Raw genomic sequence first — 19896 nt, forward strand, 5'->3', positions numbered from 1 at the left:
AGAGTGAGATATTTGATAGAAGAACAGGCAGAACTTTGTCCGGAGATTGAAAAATCTTTTGAATTAATTGGAAAGAGATGGACAGGGCTGATTATGTATGTGTTATTTAGTGGGCCAAAACGCTTTAGTGAAATTAATGCGATGATCCCTGATTTAAGTAAACGAGTCCTTACGGAGAGAATGAAAGAATTGGAAGAGCATGGGATCGTATTACGTCATGTTATCCCTGAAAGGCCAGTAAGAACAGAATACCTATTAACAAAAAAAGGTAATGAATTAGCGAAAATTCTTGGACCTATTAGTCAATGGGCAATGAAATGGATGAAAATCAAATAAAGCGAGGCAATCCCAAAAGTACAATCTTTTGGGATATTTTATTTGTTGATTTCACCGTGAAAACTTCAATGATTTACCAGTTCACAAATTAGACACAAATATCTTGACGAACGAATAAAAAAGTATTATTATGGTTACATAAAGTTACCTAGGAACAAAAATACTAAAGATATTTTAGTGTTAAGGCAATAGGGGCTTTTCTTTTTCAATAATATCTTGGATTCGAGAATTTTAAATTAAAGGTAATGTAAACAGATATAGGAATAAATTTAAAAAGTTGTCGAAAGGAGAGGCAGGACATGATTGAAGTAACGGTTACAGTTTCATTTAAGGGGAAAAATTATAAAACAAATGTTATTGCTAAAAAAGGTATAACCAATAAAGAAATTAAGAGTATTGCCGAAAATCAAGTCTTAAAACAATGGGGTGAATAAATAGTTGAAAATTAAAAATCTAATAACGAAGGGAGAATATAAGATGGACAGAAATTTTTCAATGGAACTTGTTCGAGTCACTGAAGCCGCGGCTTTAGCTGCTGGACGATGGATGGGTAGAGGGAAAAAAGACGAAGCAGATGAAGCAGCAACACAAGCAATGAGAGACATGTTTAATTCCATTCACATGAGAGGTACTGTTGTGATTGGTGAAGGGGAGATGGACGAGGCCCCTATGTTATATATTGGTGAACAACTAGGCATAGGGGATGGACCTGAAGTAGATATTGCTGTTGACCCATTAGAGGGAACCAATATTGTTGCTGCAGGAACATGGAATGCACTTGCTACTATAGCAGTGGCAGAGCATGGAAATCTATTACATGCACCAGACATGTACATGGAGAAAATCGCTGTAGGTCCTGAATCTGCAGGGAAAATTGATATTAATGCACCAGTTATAGACAATCTAACAGCCGTCGCAAAGGCAAAAAATAAAAATATTGAAGACCTAGTTGTGGCTATTTTGGATCGAGAACGACATAAAAAAATGATTCAGGAAATTCGTGATTCTGGAGCAAGAATTAAACTTATGCAAGACGGTGATGTGGCAGCTGCTATAAATACTGCATTTGAAAATACAGGTGTTGATATAATGCTTGGTTCAGGGGGCGCCCCTGAAGGTGTATTGGCTGCCACTGCACTGAAAAGCTTAGGAGGGGAGTTTCAAGGAAAACTTCTTCCACATACAGAAGAGGAAAAAATCCGTTTGAAGAAAATGGGAATTAACGACTTTAATAGAGTTTTACTAATGGAGGATATTGTAAAAGGTGATGATGCGTATTTTGTAGCAACAGGTGTAACAAATGGTGAACTTCTGAGAGGTGTCCAATATAAAGGGAATGTTGGGACAACACATTCTGTGGTTATCCGTGCTAAAACTGGGACAGTTCGGTTTATCGAGGGACAACATGGTTTAAACAAGAAATAAAAAGAAATAACAGTGAAAATAATTTGAAAAAAGTAGTAGCGAGGAGGAACGAATATGGGTGGAATGACTTTCGTCTTATTTGGCGCAACAGGTGATTTAGCGAAGAGAAAAATATTTCCTGCCTTATATAATTTATATCTTGATCAAAAAATGCCTCAATCGATTTCAATTATTGGACTTGGTAGAAGTGAAGTGTCCGATAGTCAGTTTCAAAATCATGTCGAGCAATCAATCAAAACATTTTCAAGACGTGTTGTGGACGACCGCGACAAAATGGATGCTTTCCTTTCTGCATTTCGTTACCAGAAACTAGATGCAACAAACGTTGATGACTATGGGAAGCTTCTAAACCTTGTTCAACAACGCGAAAGTGAACTAAATATTCCAGAAAACCGGATGTTCTACCTATCCGTCGGACCAGCGTTCTTTGATGTCATTTCCTTAAATATTAAAGAAAGTGGATTAGGTTCTACAAAAGGATGGAAACGACTTATTATCGAAAAACCATTTGGACGCGATATAGAGTCAGCTCGGGAGCTAAATGCAAAATTAAGCAACGTTTTTGAAGAAGATGAAATCTATCGAATTGACCATTACCTGGGTAAGTCGATGATTCAAAATTTGGGGGATTTACAATTTTTAAATCCCGTCATTCAAACTCTATTGAACAACCAGCATATTGCGAATGTTCAAATTACTGCTAGTGAGACGGTTGGGGTTGAAGAACGTGCCGGATATTATGATCAATCAGGTGCCATTCGTGATATGGTTCAAAATCATATGCTGCAAATCTTGATGATGACTGCTATGCATATGCCAAAGAAAATCAGCCAGAATGAAATCAGAAATGAAAAGATAAAAGTAATTGAATCGGTTCGTCCATTAAAGAAAGAGGATGTTATTTTAAATATTGTTCGTGGTCAATATCGTTCAGGCGAGATATTGGGGCGGCCAGTTGTAAGTTATCGAAATGAACCGGGAATTGATATTTCCTCCCAAAATGATACCTTTGTGGCAGCAAGACTTTGGATTGACAATCCATTTTGGCAAGGGGTGCCATTCTATATTCGAACAGGAAAAAGAATGGCTGAAAAATCTACACGGATTGTTATTGAATTCAAAAATGCTGGTCAAAAGGGCTGGGCAAATAAAGTGGCATCAAATCTTTTGATGATAGAGATTGGTCCTAATGAAAATGTATCCTTACAACTAAACAGCAGGAATCCTAAGAATGGAAAAATAGAACCTGTGAAGATTGGTTTTTCAAATGAACAAAAAGAAGTACCTGAAGCATATGAACGATTGATTTTTGATGCTATTCGTGGGGATTCCACGTTCTTTGCTCATTGGAAAGAAGTAGAATTGTCATGGCAGTGGGTACAACCTATTCTTGAGGCTTTTAAAGAAAACCTCTTACCCCTTCATTTATATCCAGCAGGTACCAACGGTCCTACGGCAGCACATCGATTGCTTGAGGAGGATGGATTCAAATGGTGGCTGGATGATGAAAAGTTACAAGATTTAAGTGAGCCCGTTCAAGAATTAGTAGCACAATAAGAAAGTTCCGAGGAGGAAGGAAATTTTATGAATAAAGCAATTGAAACATTAGCTGTGAATACAATTCGTACATTATCAATTGATGCCATCAACAGGGCAAATTCTGGCCATCCAGGTTTACCGATGGGGGCAGCTCCAATGGCCTACGCGCTTTGGGCAAATCATTTGTCACATAATCCCAACCACTCAAAATGGTTCAATCGTGATCGTTTCGTTTTATCTGCTGGGCATGGCTCGAGTATGTTGTATAGCTTGCTTCACCTTGCTGGCTATGATGTAACCATTGAAGATTTGAAAAGCTTCCGTAAATTAAACAGTAAAACACCTGGCCACCCTGAATTTGGTCATACAGATGGTGTTGATGTTACAACTGGCCCATTGGGACAGGGGATTGCTAATGCTGTAGGAATGGCGATGGCTGAAGCTCATTTAGCGGCGAAATTTAATAAAGAAGCATACCCAGTAGTTGATCACTATACTTTCACAATCGTTGGAGATGGAGATTTATCAGAAGGTATTTCTTATGAAGCTATGTCCATGGCTGGCCATATGAAACTAGGTAAGTTAATTGCCTTATATGATTCTAACGATATTTCCTTAGACGGGGAATTAAATCTTTCATTCTCTGAAGATATTAAAAAAAGAGCTGAATCTGCTCATTGGCAGTATTTACGTGTAGAAGATGGAAATAATGTCGAAGAAATCACAAAAGCTATTGAAGAAGCGAAATTAAATCAAGAGCAGCCAACATTAATCGAAGTAAGAACGATTATTGGTTTTGGCAGCCCTAAAGTTGCTGGAACGAATAAAGCACATGGTAATCCACTTGGCGCTGAAGAAGCGAAAGAAACGAAAAAGGTGTATGGCTGGGATTACGAAGAAGATTTTTATGTCCCAGAAGAAGTAAAAGTTCACTTTGTAGCATTGAAACAAAATGGGATACAAGCCGAGAACAAATGGGCTGAATTGTTCAAAGGCTATAAAGAAATGTATCCTCAACTTGCAAGGGAACTTGAGGATGCAATTGAAGGAAACGTTTTGATCGATGTAAAAGATATCTTAACGTTCAATCCTGAAAAAGCTGTTTCAACACGTGTTGCTAGTGGTGAATCCATCAATCATTTTCTGAAAATGGTTCCTGCTATTTTTGGAGGAAGTGCAGACCTATCTCACTCCACGATGACTGATATTAAAGGGGAAGCGGCTTTTGCTGTTGAATCTTTTGCAGGCAGAAACGTATACTTTGGTGTTCGTGAACATGCAATGGGAGCGGCTGGTAACGGAATGGCGCTTCATGGTGGAGTGAAGCCGTTTATAAGTACATTCTTTGTGTTTAATGATTACTTACGCCCATCGATTCGTTTGGCAGCTCTACAAAAACTACCCGTGACTTATGTATTTACACATGATTCCATTGCTGTAGGTGAGGATGGACCAACACATGAACCGATTGAACAATTGACTGCCCTTCGAGCCATTCCTGGTCTTACAGTCATACGCCCATCGGATGCCAATGAAACGGCAAGCGCGTGGGCGTATGCACTTCAAAACACAGCGGGCCCGGTAGCATTAGTGCTTAGCCGTCAAAACTTACCGGTATTTGCAGAAACGAAAGCAAATATTAAAAACTTGTCAAAAGGTGCCTATGTGTTAACCGAGACGGATAGGAATCCAGAGGTTATTTTAATCGCGACTGGCTCTGAAGTGGCCTTGGCCGCGAATGCAAAAACTGAACTTGAAAAAGAACATGTATCAGTTCGTGTAGTTGCGATGCCAAGCTGGGAACTCTTCAATTCTCAATCTGAAGAATATAAAGAGTTTGTGCTGCCAGCAACCATTAAAAAACGGGTGGCCATTGAAATGGGTATCTCTCTTGGGTGGGATCGCTATGTAGGACAAGAAGGGGAAATTATTTCTATTGAGACATTCGGTGCGTCTGGTACTGGAGCGGCTGTCATGGAGCTATTTGGGTTTACAACTGAGAACGTTGTTCAAACTACAAAAGATTTATTAAATTCTTAAAAGTTGAATCTTAATATGAGGAGGAAGAAAAATGAAAGTTGGATTAATTGGATTAGGAAAAATGGGATTAAATCTTGGTAAAAACTTAATTGACCATAAACATCAAGTTGTAGCCTATGATTTAAATCCAAACGCTGTAGAGGATATGCAAAAATATGGTGCAAAAGGTACAACAAAACTAAATGAGCTTTTTTTATCATTAGATAAACCACGAGTACTTTGGATAATGGTACCACATACCGTTGTTGATTCAGTTCTTAGTGAAATTACACCGTTGTTGGAAAAAGGAGATATTGTGATTGAAGCTGGGAATTCCCATTATAAAGAATCCATTCGCCGTTATAACCAACTAAAAGAAATGGGTGTTAGCTATATGGATGCAGGGACATCTGGTGGGATGTCTGGTGCTCGTAATGGTGCGAACTATATGGTAGGCGGAGATGCTGAAGCTTGGTCTGTTGTAGAACCTATCTTCCGTGATACTGCTGTAGAAAATGGCTATATTTTTACAGGTAAGGCAGGAGGAGGGCATTTCCTTAAAATGGTTCACAATGGAATAGAATATGGCATGATGCAAGCGATTGGTGAAGGATTTGAAGTATTAGAAAAAAGTGAGTTTGATTATGACTATGAAAAAGTAGCAAGAGTATGGAATAACGGTTCTGTTATCCGCTCATGGTTAATGGAATTAACAGAACATGCTTTTTCAGTAGATGGAAAACTTGATGATATCAAAGGTGTTATGCATTCTTCTGGTGAAGGTAAGTGGACGGTTGAAACGGCACTAGATCTTCAAGTGGCAGCTCCTGTTATCACCATGTCCTTGTTGATGCGCAATCGTTCATTAGAAAATGATACGTTCACAGGGAAAGTTGTCGCTGCTCTTCGCAACGAGTTTGGCGGACATGCTGTAGAAAAGAAATAAAAAAACCAATAATTTAAATCTATATAAAATGGAGGAATATATCATGAAATTTTTTATCGACACTGCTAACCTAAAGGATATTCAAAAGGCCTATAAAATGGGTGTTTTATCTGGTGTAACAACCAACCCATCATTAGTTGCTAAAGAGGGCGTTAAATTCGAAGATCGTATCGCAGAAATTTTACAAGCTGTACCAGAAGTTGAATCTGTTTCTGCAGAAGTAACTCCAAACGCAGTAACAGCTGAAGAAATGATCGCAGAAGCTGATGAGCTGATTAAAATTAACGGTGGAGATAAAAACATCACCATTAAAGTTCCTATGAATGTTGCGGGATTAGAGACTACACGTTATCTTGCTAAAAAAGGTGTTAAGGTCAATGTGACACTTATCTTCACGGTGAACCAAGCGCTATTAGCTGCTCGCGCAGGTGCAGCATATGTATCACCATTCTTAGGCCGATTAGATGATATTTCTGAAGATGGTGTCCTTTTAGTTAGTAAAATCGCAGAATTATTCCGTATTCATAACTTAGATGTGCAAATCATTGCTGCATCCGTTCGCCACCCAGACCATGTTACGCGTGTAGCTATGGCAGGTGCTCACATCGCAACCATTCCATATAGCGTCATTGAGCAGCTAACGAAACACCCATTAACGGACCAAGGGATCGAAAAATTTGCAGCGGATTGGGCAAAAGCACCTAAAAACTAAGTTTCTTTTAGACAGAGAAAAAATTTAATAAAAGAGCAATCAGTTAATCGCTGATGGCTCTTAATCGTACAATTTTTTTGGGAGGTTCTACCATGACTATTTCATTTGATTACTCTAACGCCTTATCATTTATGAATCAGAACGAAGTTGATTACCTAGATGAATTCGTGAAAGTTGCCCATAATAGACTTCACGAAAAGAAAGGACCTGGGTCTGATTTTCTTGGCTGGGTCGATTTACCAAATAACTATGATAAAGAAGAATTTTCTAGAATAAAAAAAGCTGCTGAACGAATTCGCAGTAATTCAGATGCTTTAATTGTCATTGGAATCGGCGGTTCATACTTAGGAGCAAGAGCTGCAATTGAGGCGCTTTCGCATACATTTCATAATCAAATGAGCGGTAAAACTCAAGTCTATTTTGCTGGTCAAAATATTAGCTCTACATATATTACCCATTTGCTAGAGCTGCTTGAGGGTAAAGATATATCTGTAAATGTTATCTCTAAATCTGGTACAACAACCGAACCGGCTGTAGCTTTCCGCATTTTCCGTGACTATTTGGAGAAAAAATACGGCAAAGAAGAAGCAAAAAAACGTATTTATGCTACCACTGACAAAGCAAAAGGGGCACTAAAACAATTAGCTGATGCAGAAGGGTATGAAACATTTGTGATTCCTGATGATGTTGGTGGAAGATATTCCATTTTAACTGCAGTAGGTCTTTTACCAATTGCGACAGCTGGTCTGGATATCGATAAAATGATGGAAGGAGCAAAGGCAGCTGCTAAAAAATACTATAACCCAGAGCTTTCCACAAATGAAAGTTACCAATACGCAGCCGTACGTAATGCTCTATATCGTAAAGGAAAAACAATTGAACTTTTAGTAAACTATGAACCATCGCTTCATTATGTATCAGAATGGTGGAAACAATTAAATGGTGAGAGTGAAGGGAAAGATCAAAAAGGGCTATTTCCTGCTTCTGTTGATTTTTCAACTGACTTACACTCGATGGGACAATATGTGCAAGAGGGACGACGTGATTTGTTCGAAACGGTCCTTCAAGTTAAAAAGCCGCAAATCGAGCTAACCATTCAAGCAGACCCAGATAACATAGATGGTTTGAACTTTTTAGCTGGAAAAACAATGGATGAAGTCAATAAAAAGGCTTTCCAAGGTACTGTGTTGGCTCATGTAGACGGCGGTGTTCCAAATTTAGTCGTCGAATTGGATGAATTAAATGAATTTACATTCGGTGAAATGATTTACTTCTTTGAAAAAGCTACTGCTATAAGTGGACATTTGCTAGGTGTAAACCCGTTTGACCAACCTGGTGTTGAGGCATATAAGAAAAATATGTTTGCGTTACTAGGTAAGCCAGGTTATGAATCGGAAAAAGAAGTTTTGCTAAAACGGTTAAATAAATAATGATATATAAAGTATAAAAATACCCTTATTTGTGAGCTTAGTTAATGACAGCTCCTTATAAGGGTATTCTATTAGTTTTCATCAGGTTCAACACCTGGTAGTCTCTGTCTTTTTTGAGGAAAGGGTATTTTATGAAAAAAAGTCGAGCGGTTATCGACATCATTTTAATCAATTTCCCGGGAAAAAACCAAACGGGAGAAGGGCTAAGTCCAAATTCAATTAAACGTTTAGTTAATAAGAAAATATGGGTATACCTGTAGAAGAGTGTAATATGAGCGGAAAAGACCTATTTTTCGTCACGGTTTGCACATAAAGATATAAAGAAGCGTCTTATTTTCGACAGTATTTTATCCGATTTTAAGGATAAAACCCTTTATTTATAAGCCATTGATCCGATATTAATCAAACAATTGATTAGTATTTTAAAAACTAACCAAACGTTTGATTGAAAACGTAGTATTCCTTGAAACAAGGGGATTCTTATCATAGAACTGCTAAAAAATTTGAGATAATGTGCAATGATGGGGAGGCATAACCGCTTGTTCTTTGAGAAACACTAATTTTGTCGCCTTAAGTATGAAGAAGTTAGCTTTCCTCTTTATTGAATGAAGGGGGTTCGTACTTTACCATGTAAAAGGTAATACAATATTGAAGGGATGAGAGCATATGGCTCAATCTAATATAAAAGTAGCCGTTCAGAAGTTCGGTAACTTCCTAAGTTCGATGGTTTTACCGAATATAGCTGCATTCATAGCATGGGGATTAATTACTGCACTATTTATTCCTACCGGATTCTTTCCAAATGAAAACCTTGGCAAATTGGTCGGGCCGATGGTCAGCTATTTGCTTCCGCTCTTGATTGGTTATACAGGCGGTAAGCTTGTGTACGATCAGCGCGGTGGTGTCGTTGGAGCGATTGTGACAATGGGTGTCATTGTTGGATCAGATATCCCGATGTTCCTCGGTGCGATGATCATGGGACCGCTCGGCGGTTATGTGATTAAAAAATTCGATCAGCTGATTGAAGGAAAAGTCAAAGCTGGTTTTGAAATGCTCGTTAACAATTTCTCGGCGGGAATCCTGGGTGGATTCTTTGCTATTTTAGCCTTTTTAGCAATTGGTCCCGCCGTGACAGTGTTTACAGGCTGGCTCGTTAAAGGTGTGGACTGGTTATTGGCCACAGGACTGCTGCCATTGACAAGTATCATCATCGAACCTGCCAAGGTATTGTTCCTTAATAATGCCATTAATCATGGGGTCCTTTCGCCAATTGGGTTAGAGCAAGCGAAAACAGCAGGGAAATCCATTCTGTTTCTCCTTGAAGCTAACCCGGGACCTGGTATCGGTGTCCTCTTGGCCTATTGTATTTTTGGAAGAGGAAATGCGAAAAGATCAGCACCGGGCGCCGCAATCATTCAGTTTTTTGGCGGGATTCATGAAATTTACTTTCCATATATATTAATGCGCCCGATGTTATTCTTCGCCGTCATCGCAGGCGGAGTGAGTGGTGTGTTCACCTTAATGCTGTTAGGCGGTGGATTATCAGCTCCCGCATCACCGGGCAGTATTATTGCCATTATGGCCGTTACCCCGCCGCATGCAAGTAACTATTTAGCCAACATTGCTGGTGTCCTAGTAGCTGGAATTGTTTCGTTTATTCTTTCATCGCTTTTTCTAAAGATGGGCAAGCATCAAGAGGAAGACATTGAAGAGGCCGCAAGAAAAATGCAAGAGATGAAAGGCAAGAAAAGCTCTGTTGCTAATGTTTTTGCTGCTAATCCTAGCACGATGCCGGAAATCGTCAACAAGATTATCTTTGCCTGTGATGCCGGAATGGGTTCAAGTGCAATGGGTGCTTCCCTTCTTCGTAAAAAGGTAAAGGAAGCAGGGATGAATATTGCTGTAACCAATACAGCGATTAGTAACCTGCCTTCAGATGCCCAAATCGTTATTACGCAGGAAGAATTAACACCGAGAGCCCAGAAGCAGGTGCCGAATGCCTTTCATATTTCGGTTGATAATTTTCTTTCAAGTCCAGAATACGATCAGTTAATTAATCGATTGAAAAATCCTGAAATGGCCGAACTTCAGGAGATTGTTGAAGACGCAGAATCCGTTGTTCCAAGCGGTGACCCACATACAGATGATGCTTTGCTGCGTGAAGAAAATATCTTCCTAAATCAAGAATTTGCCTCGAAAGAAGAGGCCATTCGTTTCGCTGGCCGCGCACTGGTCAAGGCAGGATATGTAAAGGAAAGCTATATTGATGCGATGATTGCCCGTGATGAAATGACATCTACCTATATGGGGAATGACGTCGCGATTCCACATGGAACCGAAGAAGCGAAAAAGGATGTCCTGAATTCTGGTTTTACCGTTTTACAAGTTCCGAATGGAGTCGACTTTGACGGCCAAAAGGTACGGTTAATTTTCGGGATTGCTGGAAAAGATGGGACGCATTTGGAAATCCTATCGGGAATCGCCGTTACTTGCTCAGACATGGCCAATATTGAAAAACTAGTTGAAGCAAAATCGGCTAGAGAAATCATGGATATCTTAAATGATAAAAATCAATGATTACCTTTACACAAAATAATGAAGGAATGATAAAAATGAAACTAGCCGTCCATTTTGGAGCAGGGAACATTGGAAGGGGATTTATTGGAGCACTTTTTTCACAGTCCGGCTATCATGTCACCTTTGTTGATATCGCCGATCAAGTTATTAACCAGTTAAATGAGGAAAAGCAATATCAAGTAAAATTAGCGACGGATCAACAGGAAAGCATGACGATTGGAAATGTTTCGGGATTAAATAATATGACACAGGAACAAGAGGTGGTAGATGCGATTGGCAAGGCATCCTATCTCACAACGGCCATTGGGCCCAATATTTTGCCGCATATTGCCCCGTTAATGGCAAAGGGAATTACCAAAAGAGTAAAGAATACCGATGAAAAGTTATATGTAATTGCCTGCGAAAACCAAATTTCGGCGACAGATTTATTAAAGGGATATATTTTCGAACATTTGGATGAAGAAACAAAGGAGCAGATAGCAGGAAAAGTCTATTTCCTTAATTCTGCAGTTGATCGAATTGTGCCGATTCAAAACAATCAAGGCTCACTCGATGTGCTGGTTGAATCCTATTATGAATGGGTTGTGGAAACAAGTGAAAGCATTCCGCCAGTGGAAGGGATGAAGATTGTCGCTGACCTCGCTCCATTTATTGAGCGAAAGCTGTTTACGGTAAATACAGGGCATGCCGTCATTGCGTACCATGGTTATCTGGAGAACAAGTCTACGATTGATCAAACATTAGCGGATGAAAAAATTGTCAAACAAGTTCAGGCGACTCTTGGCGAAACCGGCGCCTATTTGATTAAACAATATGACTTAAATCAAGATGAGCATCAGCAATATATTGAAAAAATTATTAATCGTTTTAAAAATGCTTATTTAAATGATGCCGTGACAAGGGTAGGCCGTTCACCGCTTCGTAAGCTTGGCCCCAATGATCGGCTTGTACGTCCTGCGTCTGAAGCAAAAAAGGCTGGACTTCCATTCACAAATCTTTCAAGGGCAATTGCTTCGGCCCTGCTTTTTGATTATCAAGGCGATGAAGAAGCAGTAAAGCTGCAAGCGATGATTAACGAAAATGGACTGCCTGCTGTTCTTAAAGAGGTGAGCGGGTTGGATGAAAACAGCGATATAACCAAAGAGGTAATAAGCTATTATAATTTGCTTAAAAAATAAGGAAAAAGAAAAGGGTCAGTTCCTCGCTGCGTTTGCGGCGGGGGCTGACCCTTTAATGTTGGCAACAATCATTATGACAAAATGAAGTTTTGTAACAATTGATTGAGTATTGAAAACGCTTTATTCTAAGTATAGAAAGTTCAACAAATATGTTGAAGGGGGAAAAGAGATGAATGAAACAGCAAAAGATAAATCAGATGCAAAAGTAAAGATACAGAAGTTTGGCAGCTTTTTAAGTGGTATGGTGATGCCGAATATTGGCGCTATTATTGCGTGGGGGATAATCACTGCATTATTCATTCCAACTGGCTGGCTGCCTAATAAAGATTTCGCAACGCTTGTCGGCCCAATGATTACTTTCCTATTGCCATTATTAATTGGTTTTACCGGCGGTCGAATGGTTTACGATATTCGCGGTGGTGTTGTCGGTGCGACGGCTACCATGGGTGTGATTGTCGGAACTGATATCCCGATGTTCTTAGGGGCCATGATTATGGGACCTCTTGGCGGTGTTGTCATAAAGTACTTTGATAAGCTTGTTGAAGGAAAAATAAAATCCGGCTTTGAAATGCTCGTAAATAACTTCTCTGCAGGAATTCTTGGGGGCGGGTTGACACTAATAGCTTTTAAAGGTGTCGGACCGGTTGTGGAAGCATTAAGTAAAGTATTAGCTTCAGGTGTTCAATATATCGTTGATCATAATATCCTGCCATTTGCGAATATCTTTATTGAACCTGGAAAAGTGCTATTCCTGAATAATGCGATGAATCATGGTATTCTAAGCCCATTAGGAATTGAACAAGCGAAAGATACTGGGAAATCCATTTTATTCTTATTAGAAACAAATCCTGGCCCTGGGTTAGGGATTTTACTAGCTTTCTGGTTATTTGGTAAAGGAACAGCAAAACAAACGGCTCCAGGCGCAGTGATTATCCACTTCTTGGGCGGTATTCATGAAATTTACTTTCCATACATCTTAATGAAGCCAATGCTAATTTTCGCAGCGATGGCTGGTGGCGTAAGTGGTGTATTCACATTCAATATTCTTCATGCGGGACTTGTTGCCGCTCCATCACCAGGCAGTATCGTTGCCCTACTTGCAATGACACCTAAAGGCGGTTATTTCGGAGTACTAGCTGGTGTAATCGTTGCAACGGCAGTATCGTTTGCAGTTGCATCATTGATTCTAAAAACAAGCAAGGAAAAAGAGGAAGACTTATCCACCGCCGCAGCAAAGATGGAAGAAATGAAAGGCAAGAAAAGCTCTGTTTCATCCGTATTAACAAGCACACAAGATTCAATTGCTCCGGAATATGTAAATAAAATTGTGTTTGCTTGTGATGCTGGAATGGGTTCAAGCGCGATGGGTGCCTCAATTTTAAGAAATAAAGTGCAAAAGGCTGGTTTAGATGTAACGGTCACTAACACGGCAATTAATAATTTACCAGCCGACGCTGATGTAGTAGTTACTCATAAAGATTTAACGGACCGAGCAAAAGCAAAGCTTCCAAACGTAAAGCACATTTCGGTAGAAAACTTTTTAAATAGTCCTAAGTATGATGAACTAGTAAATAGTTTAAAGAAATAATCTCACAAAAAGCCTAGATACGATGTGCTAGGCTTTTGTTTATTTTAAAAATGTCAACAATGCAATGGACTAAATCGTAAATGGATGCCATTGTATAAAGGGATAGACAGGAATAGAATAATATTGTCAGTATGAAATTATAATTTTGGCAACATCATAGGTGTAAAGGCTGACGGTCAACTTTAAGGAGTGTGAAATATGTATATTTCCGCAAGAGAAAGGCAAATCCTTGAAATCTTATTAAAGAATACGGATGAAACGACCGTGAAAGACCTTGCAAATCAAATTGGTGTTAGCGGAAGAACAATCCACCGCGATTTAAAAAATGTAGAAGATATTCTAGGGGAATATGATCTATCATTACAAAAAAAGTCTGGAGTTGGCGTCCAAATCACAGGGGACCCTAACAAAATCCAGGAAATTGAACTATATTTATTTAATCTTTCCCATACAGAATACACAGCGGATGAACGACAAACGATTATTTTATGTGAGCTATTGGAAACAAATGAACCAGTAAAGCTTCTTGGTCTTGCCAATGATTTAAATGTCACGATTGCCACAGTAAGTTCCGATTTAACTAAACTCGAAGAGAGATTGCAAGCCATTGGATTAACCCTCATTCGAAGAAGAGGCTACGGCGTTGAAATCGAAGGAGAGGAAGGCGCTAAACGCAGGGCGATGAGTAACCTAATCTCTGAATATCTTGATGAATCTGAAATTCTCTCATTGACTCGCGAAAATATTCAAAAGCGGTCAACTCAGCAAATTCATACCATTTCTGAAAGGCTTATGGGACTGGTTGAAAGAAAAAAGCTTGTTATTGTTGAAAAAATCGTGAGCTCGATTGTTCAGGAATTACCATTTTCTATGGCGGACAGCGCTTATATTGGGTTAGTTGTTCATTTAGCACTGGCAGTGGAACGAATCCAAAAAGGTGAAGGGATTACCATTAATCCATCGTATTTGGAAGTTCAAAAGGAAACGAAAGAGCATAAATTTGCGGAAAAAATTGTGGCCCAATTAGAGCATGTTTTTACAATTAACATACCGCTAGCCGAGGTAGCCTATATCACGATGCATCTTAAGGGTGCGAAACTAAGACATGATTATGAATATCTAAATGAGGATACCAGCTTACATGTTGCCATTAAAACAAGAAAGATGATTGATGATGCTGGAGAATTAGTAGGAATGGACTTATCGGCAAATCGCCCCTTATTTGAAGGGCTTGTCATGCATTTAAAGCCTGCTATCTATCGAATGAAACAAAAGATGGGGATTAGTAACCCGCTGTTAGAAAAAATAAAAAGGGATTACTCCGATTTGTTTGCCATTATCAAACAAGCAGCCCAGCAGGTCTTTCGTGATTTTTATGTTCCTGATGAGGAAATAGGATATCTCGTCATGCATTTTGGGGCAGCAATAATGGGCAGCGGTGAGCTTGTTAACTTTAGAACGCTTGTCGTTTGCTCTAGTGGAATCGGGACTTCTAAGATGCTGGCAACAAGGTTGCAAAAAGAGTTCCCCGAGCTGAGGCACATTCAAAATGTATCGGTAATGGAATTTAAAAAAATGAATAAAGACCCTTATCAGCTAGTGCTTTCAACGATCCCTATTCCTGATTACGAATCTACTTATATTGTGGTAAATCCCTTTTTAAATAAGGATGAGATTGAGAAGATTCGTTCTTTTATCAATGAATATAAGATTGTGAACAGTTCCGAGAAACAGCTCCCTGTTACGCTTAATGGAAATACGAGCAAAAAGCGGTCAGCTGAATTAATAGAGGAAATGCAGCAGATCCGGGACTATGCCGGAACCATTGCGGCACTACTCAAGGGGTTCAAAGTAAACGAAATAAGCGGGTACAACATAACAGATGAAATCCTTGCCCAAGCCTGTCTAAGGCTTTATCAAGAACAAAGAATTGACGATGTTGAAGCGGTTGTTCAGAAAATCCTTGAAAGAGAAAAACTTGGGGGAATCGGTATTCCAGGAACGGGGATGGCCTTATTCCATGCACGTTCATCACATGTGAAGGAGCCCATTTTCGGTATCACGGTCCTGCAAACACCACAAAAGGTTGTTGGTATGGATGATAATGAAATGGAAATGAAGTTGTTATTATTACTGCTATCACCTGCACACACATCGGAAAAGACATTAGAAGTATTGAGTTTTTTAAGTTCATTGTTAATCGAAAGTGAAGAAACAATGACCGTTTTTCAATCAGCTAACTATGAGAGGATAGCTGGTTTGCTTTCTGGAAGATTGGATCAATTTTTTAACGATAAATTAAAAGTATTAAGGAGTGTTTGATCATGACAAAGTCCATTTTGGCAAAAGAAAATATTCTATTAAATGCATCTGTTGCCTCTAAAGAAGAAGCGATTAAATTAACGGGAAGTATTCTTGTAGAAAAAGGATATGTGGACGCAAGTTATATCGGAAAAATGCTTGAAAGAGAACAATTAACCTCAACTTACATGGGGAATTTTGTAGCGATTCCACATGGTACGGAGGATTCGAAGTCCTTTGTAAAGGAATCCGGAATTTCCTTTATTCAAGTACCGCAAGGCGTGGACTTTGGTGCCGGAAATATTGTCAAGCTGCTAATTGGGATCGCTGGTAAAAATAATGAACACTTAGATATTCTTTCTAAGATTGCAATCGTTTGTTCAGAGGAAGAAAATATCGAGAAGCTTGTTTCCGCAAAATCAGCAGAAGAAATTTTGGCCATTTTTGAAGAGGTGAACTAAGATGTTAGCTGTTCACTTTGGTGCGGGAAATATCGGCCGCGGGTTTATCGGGAATTTATTGTATCATTCCGGGTATGAAACTTGCTTTGTCGATGTCAATGATGAAATTGTCCGTTTACTAAATGAAAAAGGCGAATACCGTGTGGTGCTTGCTGACCCGGCCCAAGAGGAAGTTGTTATTAAAAATGTGAGAGCAATCAATAGTGCCTCATACCCGGAACAAGTGATAGCGGCAATCGCCGAAGCAGATCTAGTAACCACTGCGATTGGTCCGAATATTCTCCCGCTCATTGCAGGGTTAATTGCAGACGGTCTTCGCAAACGTGTGGAACAAACAGATCAGCCTCTCAATATTATTGCTTGTGAAAATATGATTGGCGGAAGTTCACTATTAAAAGAGAAGATTTTTGAAAAATTAACGGCTGATGAAAAGTCACAATTTGACAAGCGCTTTGGCTTTCCGGATTCAGCAGTCGACCGAATTGTACCGAATCAAGTGAATGAAGATCAACTCATGGTGAAGGTTGAACCGTTTTATGAATGGGTGGTAGAGGAGCCGAAGTTTGTCGGGGGAAAACCTTCTATTAAGGGGATCACGTTTGTTCAAGATTTGGTGCCATATATTGAACGGAAGCTATTCACGGTCAATACAGGGCATGCACTGGCTGCCTATTTTGGCTATTACTTTGGGATCGAAACGATTAATCAAGCAATGGAGAATCAGCAAATTCACGGCTTGGTTGAGGGGTCTCTTAAGGAAAGCGGAGGATTTTTAGTAAAAAAATATGGGTTTAACGAAGAAGAACATAACAAATACATTCAAAAGATTATCGGACGTTTCTCTAATTCTTATATTGTTGATGAAGTTACCAGGGTAGGGCGGTCACCGATTCGCAAGCTTGGGCCAAACGACCGCCTTGTCAGTCCTGCAAGACAATACGAAGAAGTAACAGGAAAAGAGCCGGAATATCTTTTGAAGGGAATTGCTGCTGCTCTGATGTATGATTTTCAAGGGGATGAGGAAGCGGTTCAAATCCAAACTACCATCAATGAAAAAGGCTTAGAAGCCGCGATTAAGAAGTTTACACAACTGGATTCAACATCGTCTTTGTTGAAAGGCATTGTGGAGCAATACAATCAATTAAAGTTAAATAGGTAATGTTATCCCTGAGGTCAGCCCCTCTCTAGGTTAAAGCGGCGGCGGACTGACCCTTTAAATTAAAGCTCTTTTAGTTCTCCATTGACTTTCGGAAAATTATTGAATAGAATATTGTTAATTATCGAATAAAGGCAATGAAGAGAAAAAGTAAAATGACTTTGTTTTTATACAGAGAGCTTCGGTAGCTGAAAAGAAGCAAAAACACTCATTTGAACAATGGTCTCTGAGCTTCGTACTGAACGTACTTGTTAGTATTAGTAGGCTGCGGCGAGCATTGGCACTCGTTATCAAAGTCACAGTATAAGAGTAGGTATTACTCCGTACTTGTCGAGACAAATGGTGTGAACCATTTGCGAAATAAGGTGGTATCACGTGGAAATTCAAACCTCGTCCTTAACTATTACAGTTAAGGCGAGGTTTTTTTGTTTTTAAAATTAATTTTATATTGGAGGTTTTTAATTATGAGTATTTTTATTGGCGGGGCATGGGCTTATGCTAACGGCTCCTTACATCTAGGTCATGTTTCAAGTTTGTTGCCTGGAGATATTCTGGCTAGGTATTACCGATTAAAAGGGGAAAAGGTTTTATATGTATCAGGCAGCGATTGTAATGGAACCCCAATTACAATTAGGGCAAAACTAGAAGGGGTATCGCCGAAAGAGATTGCAGACCTTTATCACGAGGAATTTGTCGATTGTTTTTCAAGATTAGGATTCTCCTATGATACCTATACACGGACGGATACGGATCACCATCATAAAATCGTACAAGAGATATTTTTAGAATTACTTGAAAAAGGATTTATTTATAAAAGAGAAATTGAACAAACCTATTGTGAATTTGATCAGCAATTTTTACCTGACCGTTATGTAGAGGGTATTTGCCCTAATTGTGGTGGTAATGCACGGGGAGATCAATGCGATTTATGTTCAACTGTTTTAGAACCGCTTGAATTACTAAATAGAAAATGTAAAATTTGCGGAAATCCACCCACAACAAGAAAAACAGAGCATTTTTACTTTTCTTTAAGTTCCTTCCAAACTACTTTGGAAAACTATACACAAGATGCGGAAAATAAGAATCTTTGGAGGGAAAATGCCATTTCTTTAACCAAACGATACTTAAAGGAAGGTTTACAAGATCGAGCGGTTTCAAGGGATTTGCCAATTGGGGTAAGTGTCCCGGTTGCTGGCTATGAAGAAAAGAAAGTCTACGTCTGGATTGAAGCCGTTTCGGGATACTATACAGCAAGCAAGCTATGGGCAAAAGAAACAAACAACGATGACTCCACGTTTTGGAATTCTGCCGCTGTATCTTATTACGTGCATGGGAAAGATAATATCCCGTTCCATTCGATAATATGGGCAGGGATTCTAGCCGGTCTTGGAAAGGAACCATTGCCAACACATATTGTTTCCAACGAGTACCTGACCCTAGAAACGAAAAAATTGTCCACAAGTAGAAACTGGGCAGTTTGGGTTCCAGATATGTTGGAAAGATATCACCCTGACTCCATCCGATATTTTTTAACCATCAATGCACCTGAAAGCCGTGATGCTGATTTCTCTTGGAAAGAATTCATTTACAGTCATAATGGTGAGTTATTGGGGGCATATGGAAACTTAGTAAATCGGACGTTGAAATTTATTGAAAAATCGTTTGATGGTGTTATTCCTGATAAGGTCATTTCTTCTCCTATTCAAGACAAAGTCAATCATTTGTTTGAGGAGGTGGGGCGCTGTATTGAAAATGCGTCTTTCAAACAAGGATTGGAAAAGGTATTCAAGTTGGTCCGGTTCGCGAATAAGTATTTTGATGAACAGCAACCATGGAAACAGATACATGAAGATGCGGAGTCCTGCAAACAAACTCTCGCAAATAGTGCCTATTTAATTGCCAATTTAGCACATATCTTGACTCCGTTTCTGCCTTTTTCAAGTGAAAGGGTTAAAAAAATGTTAAATACATCGGAGACAAAGTGGAAATCATTTGCGGTTAATTCACAATGTTTAACGAATGTAGAACCATTGTTTGAAAGGATAGATCCTGTGAAAATAAACGAAGAACTTGAAAGGTTGGCCAGTCAAACTTTATAAAATATATTTTTAACTATCACAATAGTGCAGACTTACTAAAGCTAGTACCACATCGTGATTCATCGTTTTAAGTAACCAGTTCATCTAATGGCAGGATATTTATTAAGTTAAGGAGAATTATCAAAAACA

At 39.2% G+C, this 19896-nt stretch carries 15 protein-coding genes and 1 other annotated feature; all 15 genes read left to right on the forward strand.

The window, feature by feature from the left end; translation table 11 throughout:
* Positions 1-15 precede the first annotated feature (15 nt).
* The 15 genes from BSO02S_RS18630 (at position 16) to metG (ending at position 19767) form a co-directional block, all read left to right on the forward strand.
* Positions 16-336 carry a winged helix-turn-helix transcriptional regulator gene (locus tag BSO02S_RS18630; protein ID WP_066071020.1) on the forward strand — a complete coding sequence of 107 codons (321 nt, stop codon included), beginning with the start codon at positions 16-18 and terminating at the stop codon, positions 334-336.
* A 299-nt stretch (positions 337-635) separates the two neighbouring features.
* Positions 636-770 (forward strand): BA3454 family stress response protein, encoded by a 135-nt coding sequence (locus tag BSO02S_RS18635; RefSeq protein WP_066070888.1) that lies wholly within the window; start codon positions 636-638, stop codon positions 768-770.
* 43 nt (positions 771-813) lie between these two features.
* Positions 814-1761 carry a class II fructose-bisphosphatase gene (glpX, locus tag BSO02S_RS18640; RefSeq protein WP_066070891.1) on the forward strand — a complete coding sequence of 316 codons (948 nt, stop codon included), beginning with the start codon at positions 814-816 and terminating at the stop codon, positions 1759-1761.
* Positions 1762-1815: 54 nt separating this feature from the next.
* Positions 1816-3318, forward strand: coding sequence for a glucose-6-phosphate dehydrogenase (zwf, locus tag BSO02S_RS18645; protein WP_066070894.1), 1503 nt, complete (start codon positions 1816-1818; stop codon positions 3316-3318).
* Positions 3319-3345: 27 nt separating this feature from the next.
* On the forward strand, positions 3346-5340 hold the full coding sequence (tkt, locus tag BSO02S_RS18650) for a transketolase (protein ID WP_066070897.1): 1995 nt from the start codon (positions 3346-3348) through the stop codon (positions 5338-5340).
* Between the two features lie 31 nt (positions 5341-5371).
* Entirely contained in the window at positions 5372-6265 is an 894-nt protein-coding gene (gene gnd / locus BSO02S_RS18655; RefSeq protein WP_066070898.1) for a phosphogluconate dehydrogenase (NAD(+)-dependent, decarboxylating), read from the forward strand.
* Positions 6266-6308: 43 nt separating this feature from the next.
* Entirely contained in the window at positions 6309-6977 is a 669-nt protein-coding gene (fsa, locus tag BSO02S_RS18660; protein ID WP_066070901.1) for a fructose-6-phosphate aldolase, read from the forward strand.
* Positions 6978-7069: 92 nt separating this feature from the next.
* Complete coding sequence (locus tag BSO02S_RS18665) at positions 7070-8407, forward strand: glucose-6-phosphate isomerase (RefSeq protein WP_066070904.1); 1338 nt, start codon at positions 7070-7072, stop codon at positions 8405-8407.
* Between the two features lie 666 nt (positions 8408-9073).
* The gene (locus BSO02S_RS18670; RefSeq protein WP_066070906.1) at positions 9074-10984 is read left to right on the forward strand and encodes a PTS mannitol transporter subunit IICBA; all 1911 of its coding nucleotides are present in this window, start codon (positions 9074-9076) and stop codon (positions 10982-10984) included.
* 35 nt (positions 10985-11019) lie between these two features.
* A complete protein-coding gene (locus tag BSO02S_RS18675) occupies positions 11020-12162 on the forward strand; it encodes a mannitol-1-phosphate 5-dehydrogenase (RefSeq protein WP_066071022.1) in 1143 nt (380 codons plus the stop codon).
* A 169-nt stretch (positions 12163-12331) separates the two neighbouring features.
* Positions 12332-13750 (forward strand): PTS mannitol transporter subunit IIBC, encoded by a 1419-nt coding sequence (locus BSO02S_RS18680; protein ID WP_066070909.1) that lies wholly within the window; start codon positions 12332-12334, stop codon positions 13748-13750.
* Between the two features lie 198 nt (positions 13751-13948).
* On the forward strand, positions 13949-16072 hold the full coding sequence (locus BSO02S_RS18685) for a BglG family transcription antiterminator (protein WP_066070912.1): 2124 nt from the start codon (positions 13949-13951) through the stop codon (positions 16070-16072).
* A 2-nt stretch (positions 16073-16074) separates the two neighbouring features.
* The gene (locus BSO02S_RS18690) at positions 16075-16512 is read left to right on the forward strand and encodes a PTS mannitol transporter subunit IIA (RefSeq protein ID WP_066070914.1); all 438 of its coding nucleotides are present in this window, start codon (positions 16075-16077) and stop codon (positions 16510-16512) included.
* A 1-nt stretch (position 16513) separates the two neighbouring features.
* A complete protein-coding gene (locus BSO02S_RS18695; protein WP_066070917.1) occupies positions 16514-17671 on the forward strand; it encodes a mannitol-1-phosphate 5-dehydrogenase in 1158 nt (385 codons plus the stop codon).
* A 125-nt stretch (positions 17672-17796) separates the two neighbouring features.
* Positions 17797-18069: a binding site (T-box leader), on the forward strand.
* Between the two features lie 63 nt (positions 18070-18132).
* A complete protein-coding gene (metG, locus tag BSO02S_RS18700; RefSeq protein WP_066070920.1) occupies positions 18133-19767 on the forward strand; it encodes a methionine--tRNA ligase in 1635 nt (544 codons plus the stop codon).
* Positions 19768-19896 lie beyond the last annotated feature (129 nt).

Origin of the sequence: Neobacillus soli NBRC 102451, from assembly GCF_001591665.1 — a bacterium.
GTDB classification, from domain to species: Bacteria; Bacillota; Bacilli; order Bacillales; family Cytobacillaceae; genus Neobacillus; species Neobacillus soli.

What these genes read in the sequence shown, in the direction of transcription:
- BSO02S_RS18690 (WP_066070914.1), top strand. Translation starts at nt 16,075, where the DNA reads ATGACAAAGTCCATTTTGGCAAAAGAAAATATTCTATTAAATGCATCT.
- BSO02S_RS18665 (WP_066070904.1), top strand. Translation starts at nt 7,070, where the DNA reads ATGACTATTTCATTTGATTACTCTAACGCCTTATCATTTATGAATCAG.
- BSO02S_RS18685 (WP_066070912.1), top strand. Translation starts at nt 13,949, where the DNA reads ATGTATATTTCCGCAAGAGAAAGGCAAATCCTTGAAATCTTATTAAAG.
- BSO02S_RS18635 (WP_066070888.1), top strand. Translation starts at nt 636, where the DNA reads ATGATTGAAGTAACGGTTACAGTTTCATTTAAGGGGAAAAATTATAAA.
- gnd (WP_066070898.1), top strand. Translation starts at nt 5,372, where the DNA reads ATGAAAGTTGGATTAATTGGATTAGGAAAAATGGGATTAAATCTTGGT.
- BSO02S_RS18675 (WP_066071022.1), top strand. Translation starts at nt 11,020, where the DNA reads ATGAAACTAGCCGTCCATTTTGGAGCAGGGAACATTGGAAGGGGATTT.
- BSO02S_RS18695 (WP_066070917.1), top strand. Translation starts at nt 16,514, where the DNA reads ATGTTAGCTGTTCACTTTGGTGCGGGAAATATCGGCCGCGGGTTTATC.
- tkt (WP_066070897.1), top strand. Translation starts at nt 3,346, where the DNA reads ATGAATAAAGCAATTGAAACATTAGCTGTGAATACAATTCGTACATTA.
- metG (WP_066070920.1), top strand. Translation starts at nt 18,133, where the DNA reads ATGAGTATTTTTATTGGCGGGGCATGGGCTTATGCTAACGGCTCCTTA.
- BSO02S_RS18670 (WP_066070906.1), top strand. Translation starts at nt 9,074, where the DNA reads ATGGCTCAATCTAATATAAAAGTAGCCGTTCAGAAGTTCGGTAACTTC.
- fsa (WP_066070901.1), top strand. Translation starts at nt 6,309, where the DNA reads ATGAAATTTTTTATCGACACTGCTAACCTAAAGGATATTCAAAAGGCC.
- zwf (WP_066070894.1), top strand. Translation starts at nt 1,816, where the DNA reads ATGGGTGGAATGACTTTCGTCTTATTTGGCGCAACAGGTGATTTAGCG.
- BSO02S_RS18680 (WP_066070909.1), top strand. Translation starts at nt 12,332, where the DNA reads ATGAATGAAACAGCAAAAGATAAATCAGATGCAAAAGTAAAGATACAG.
- glpX (WP_066070891.1), top strand. Translation starts at nt 814, where the DNA reads ATGGACAGAAATTTTTCAATGGAACTTGTTCGAGTCACTGAAGCCGCG.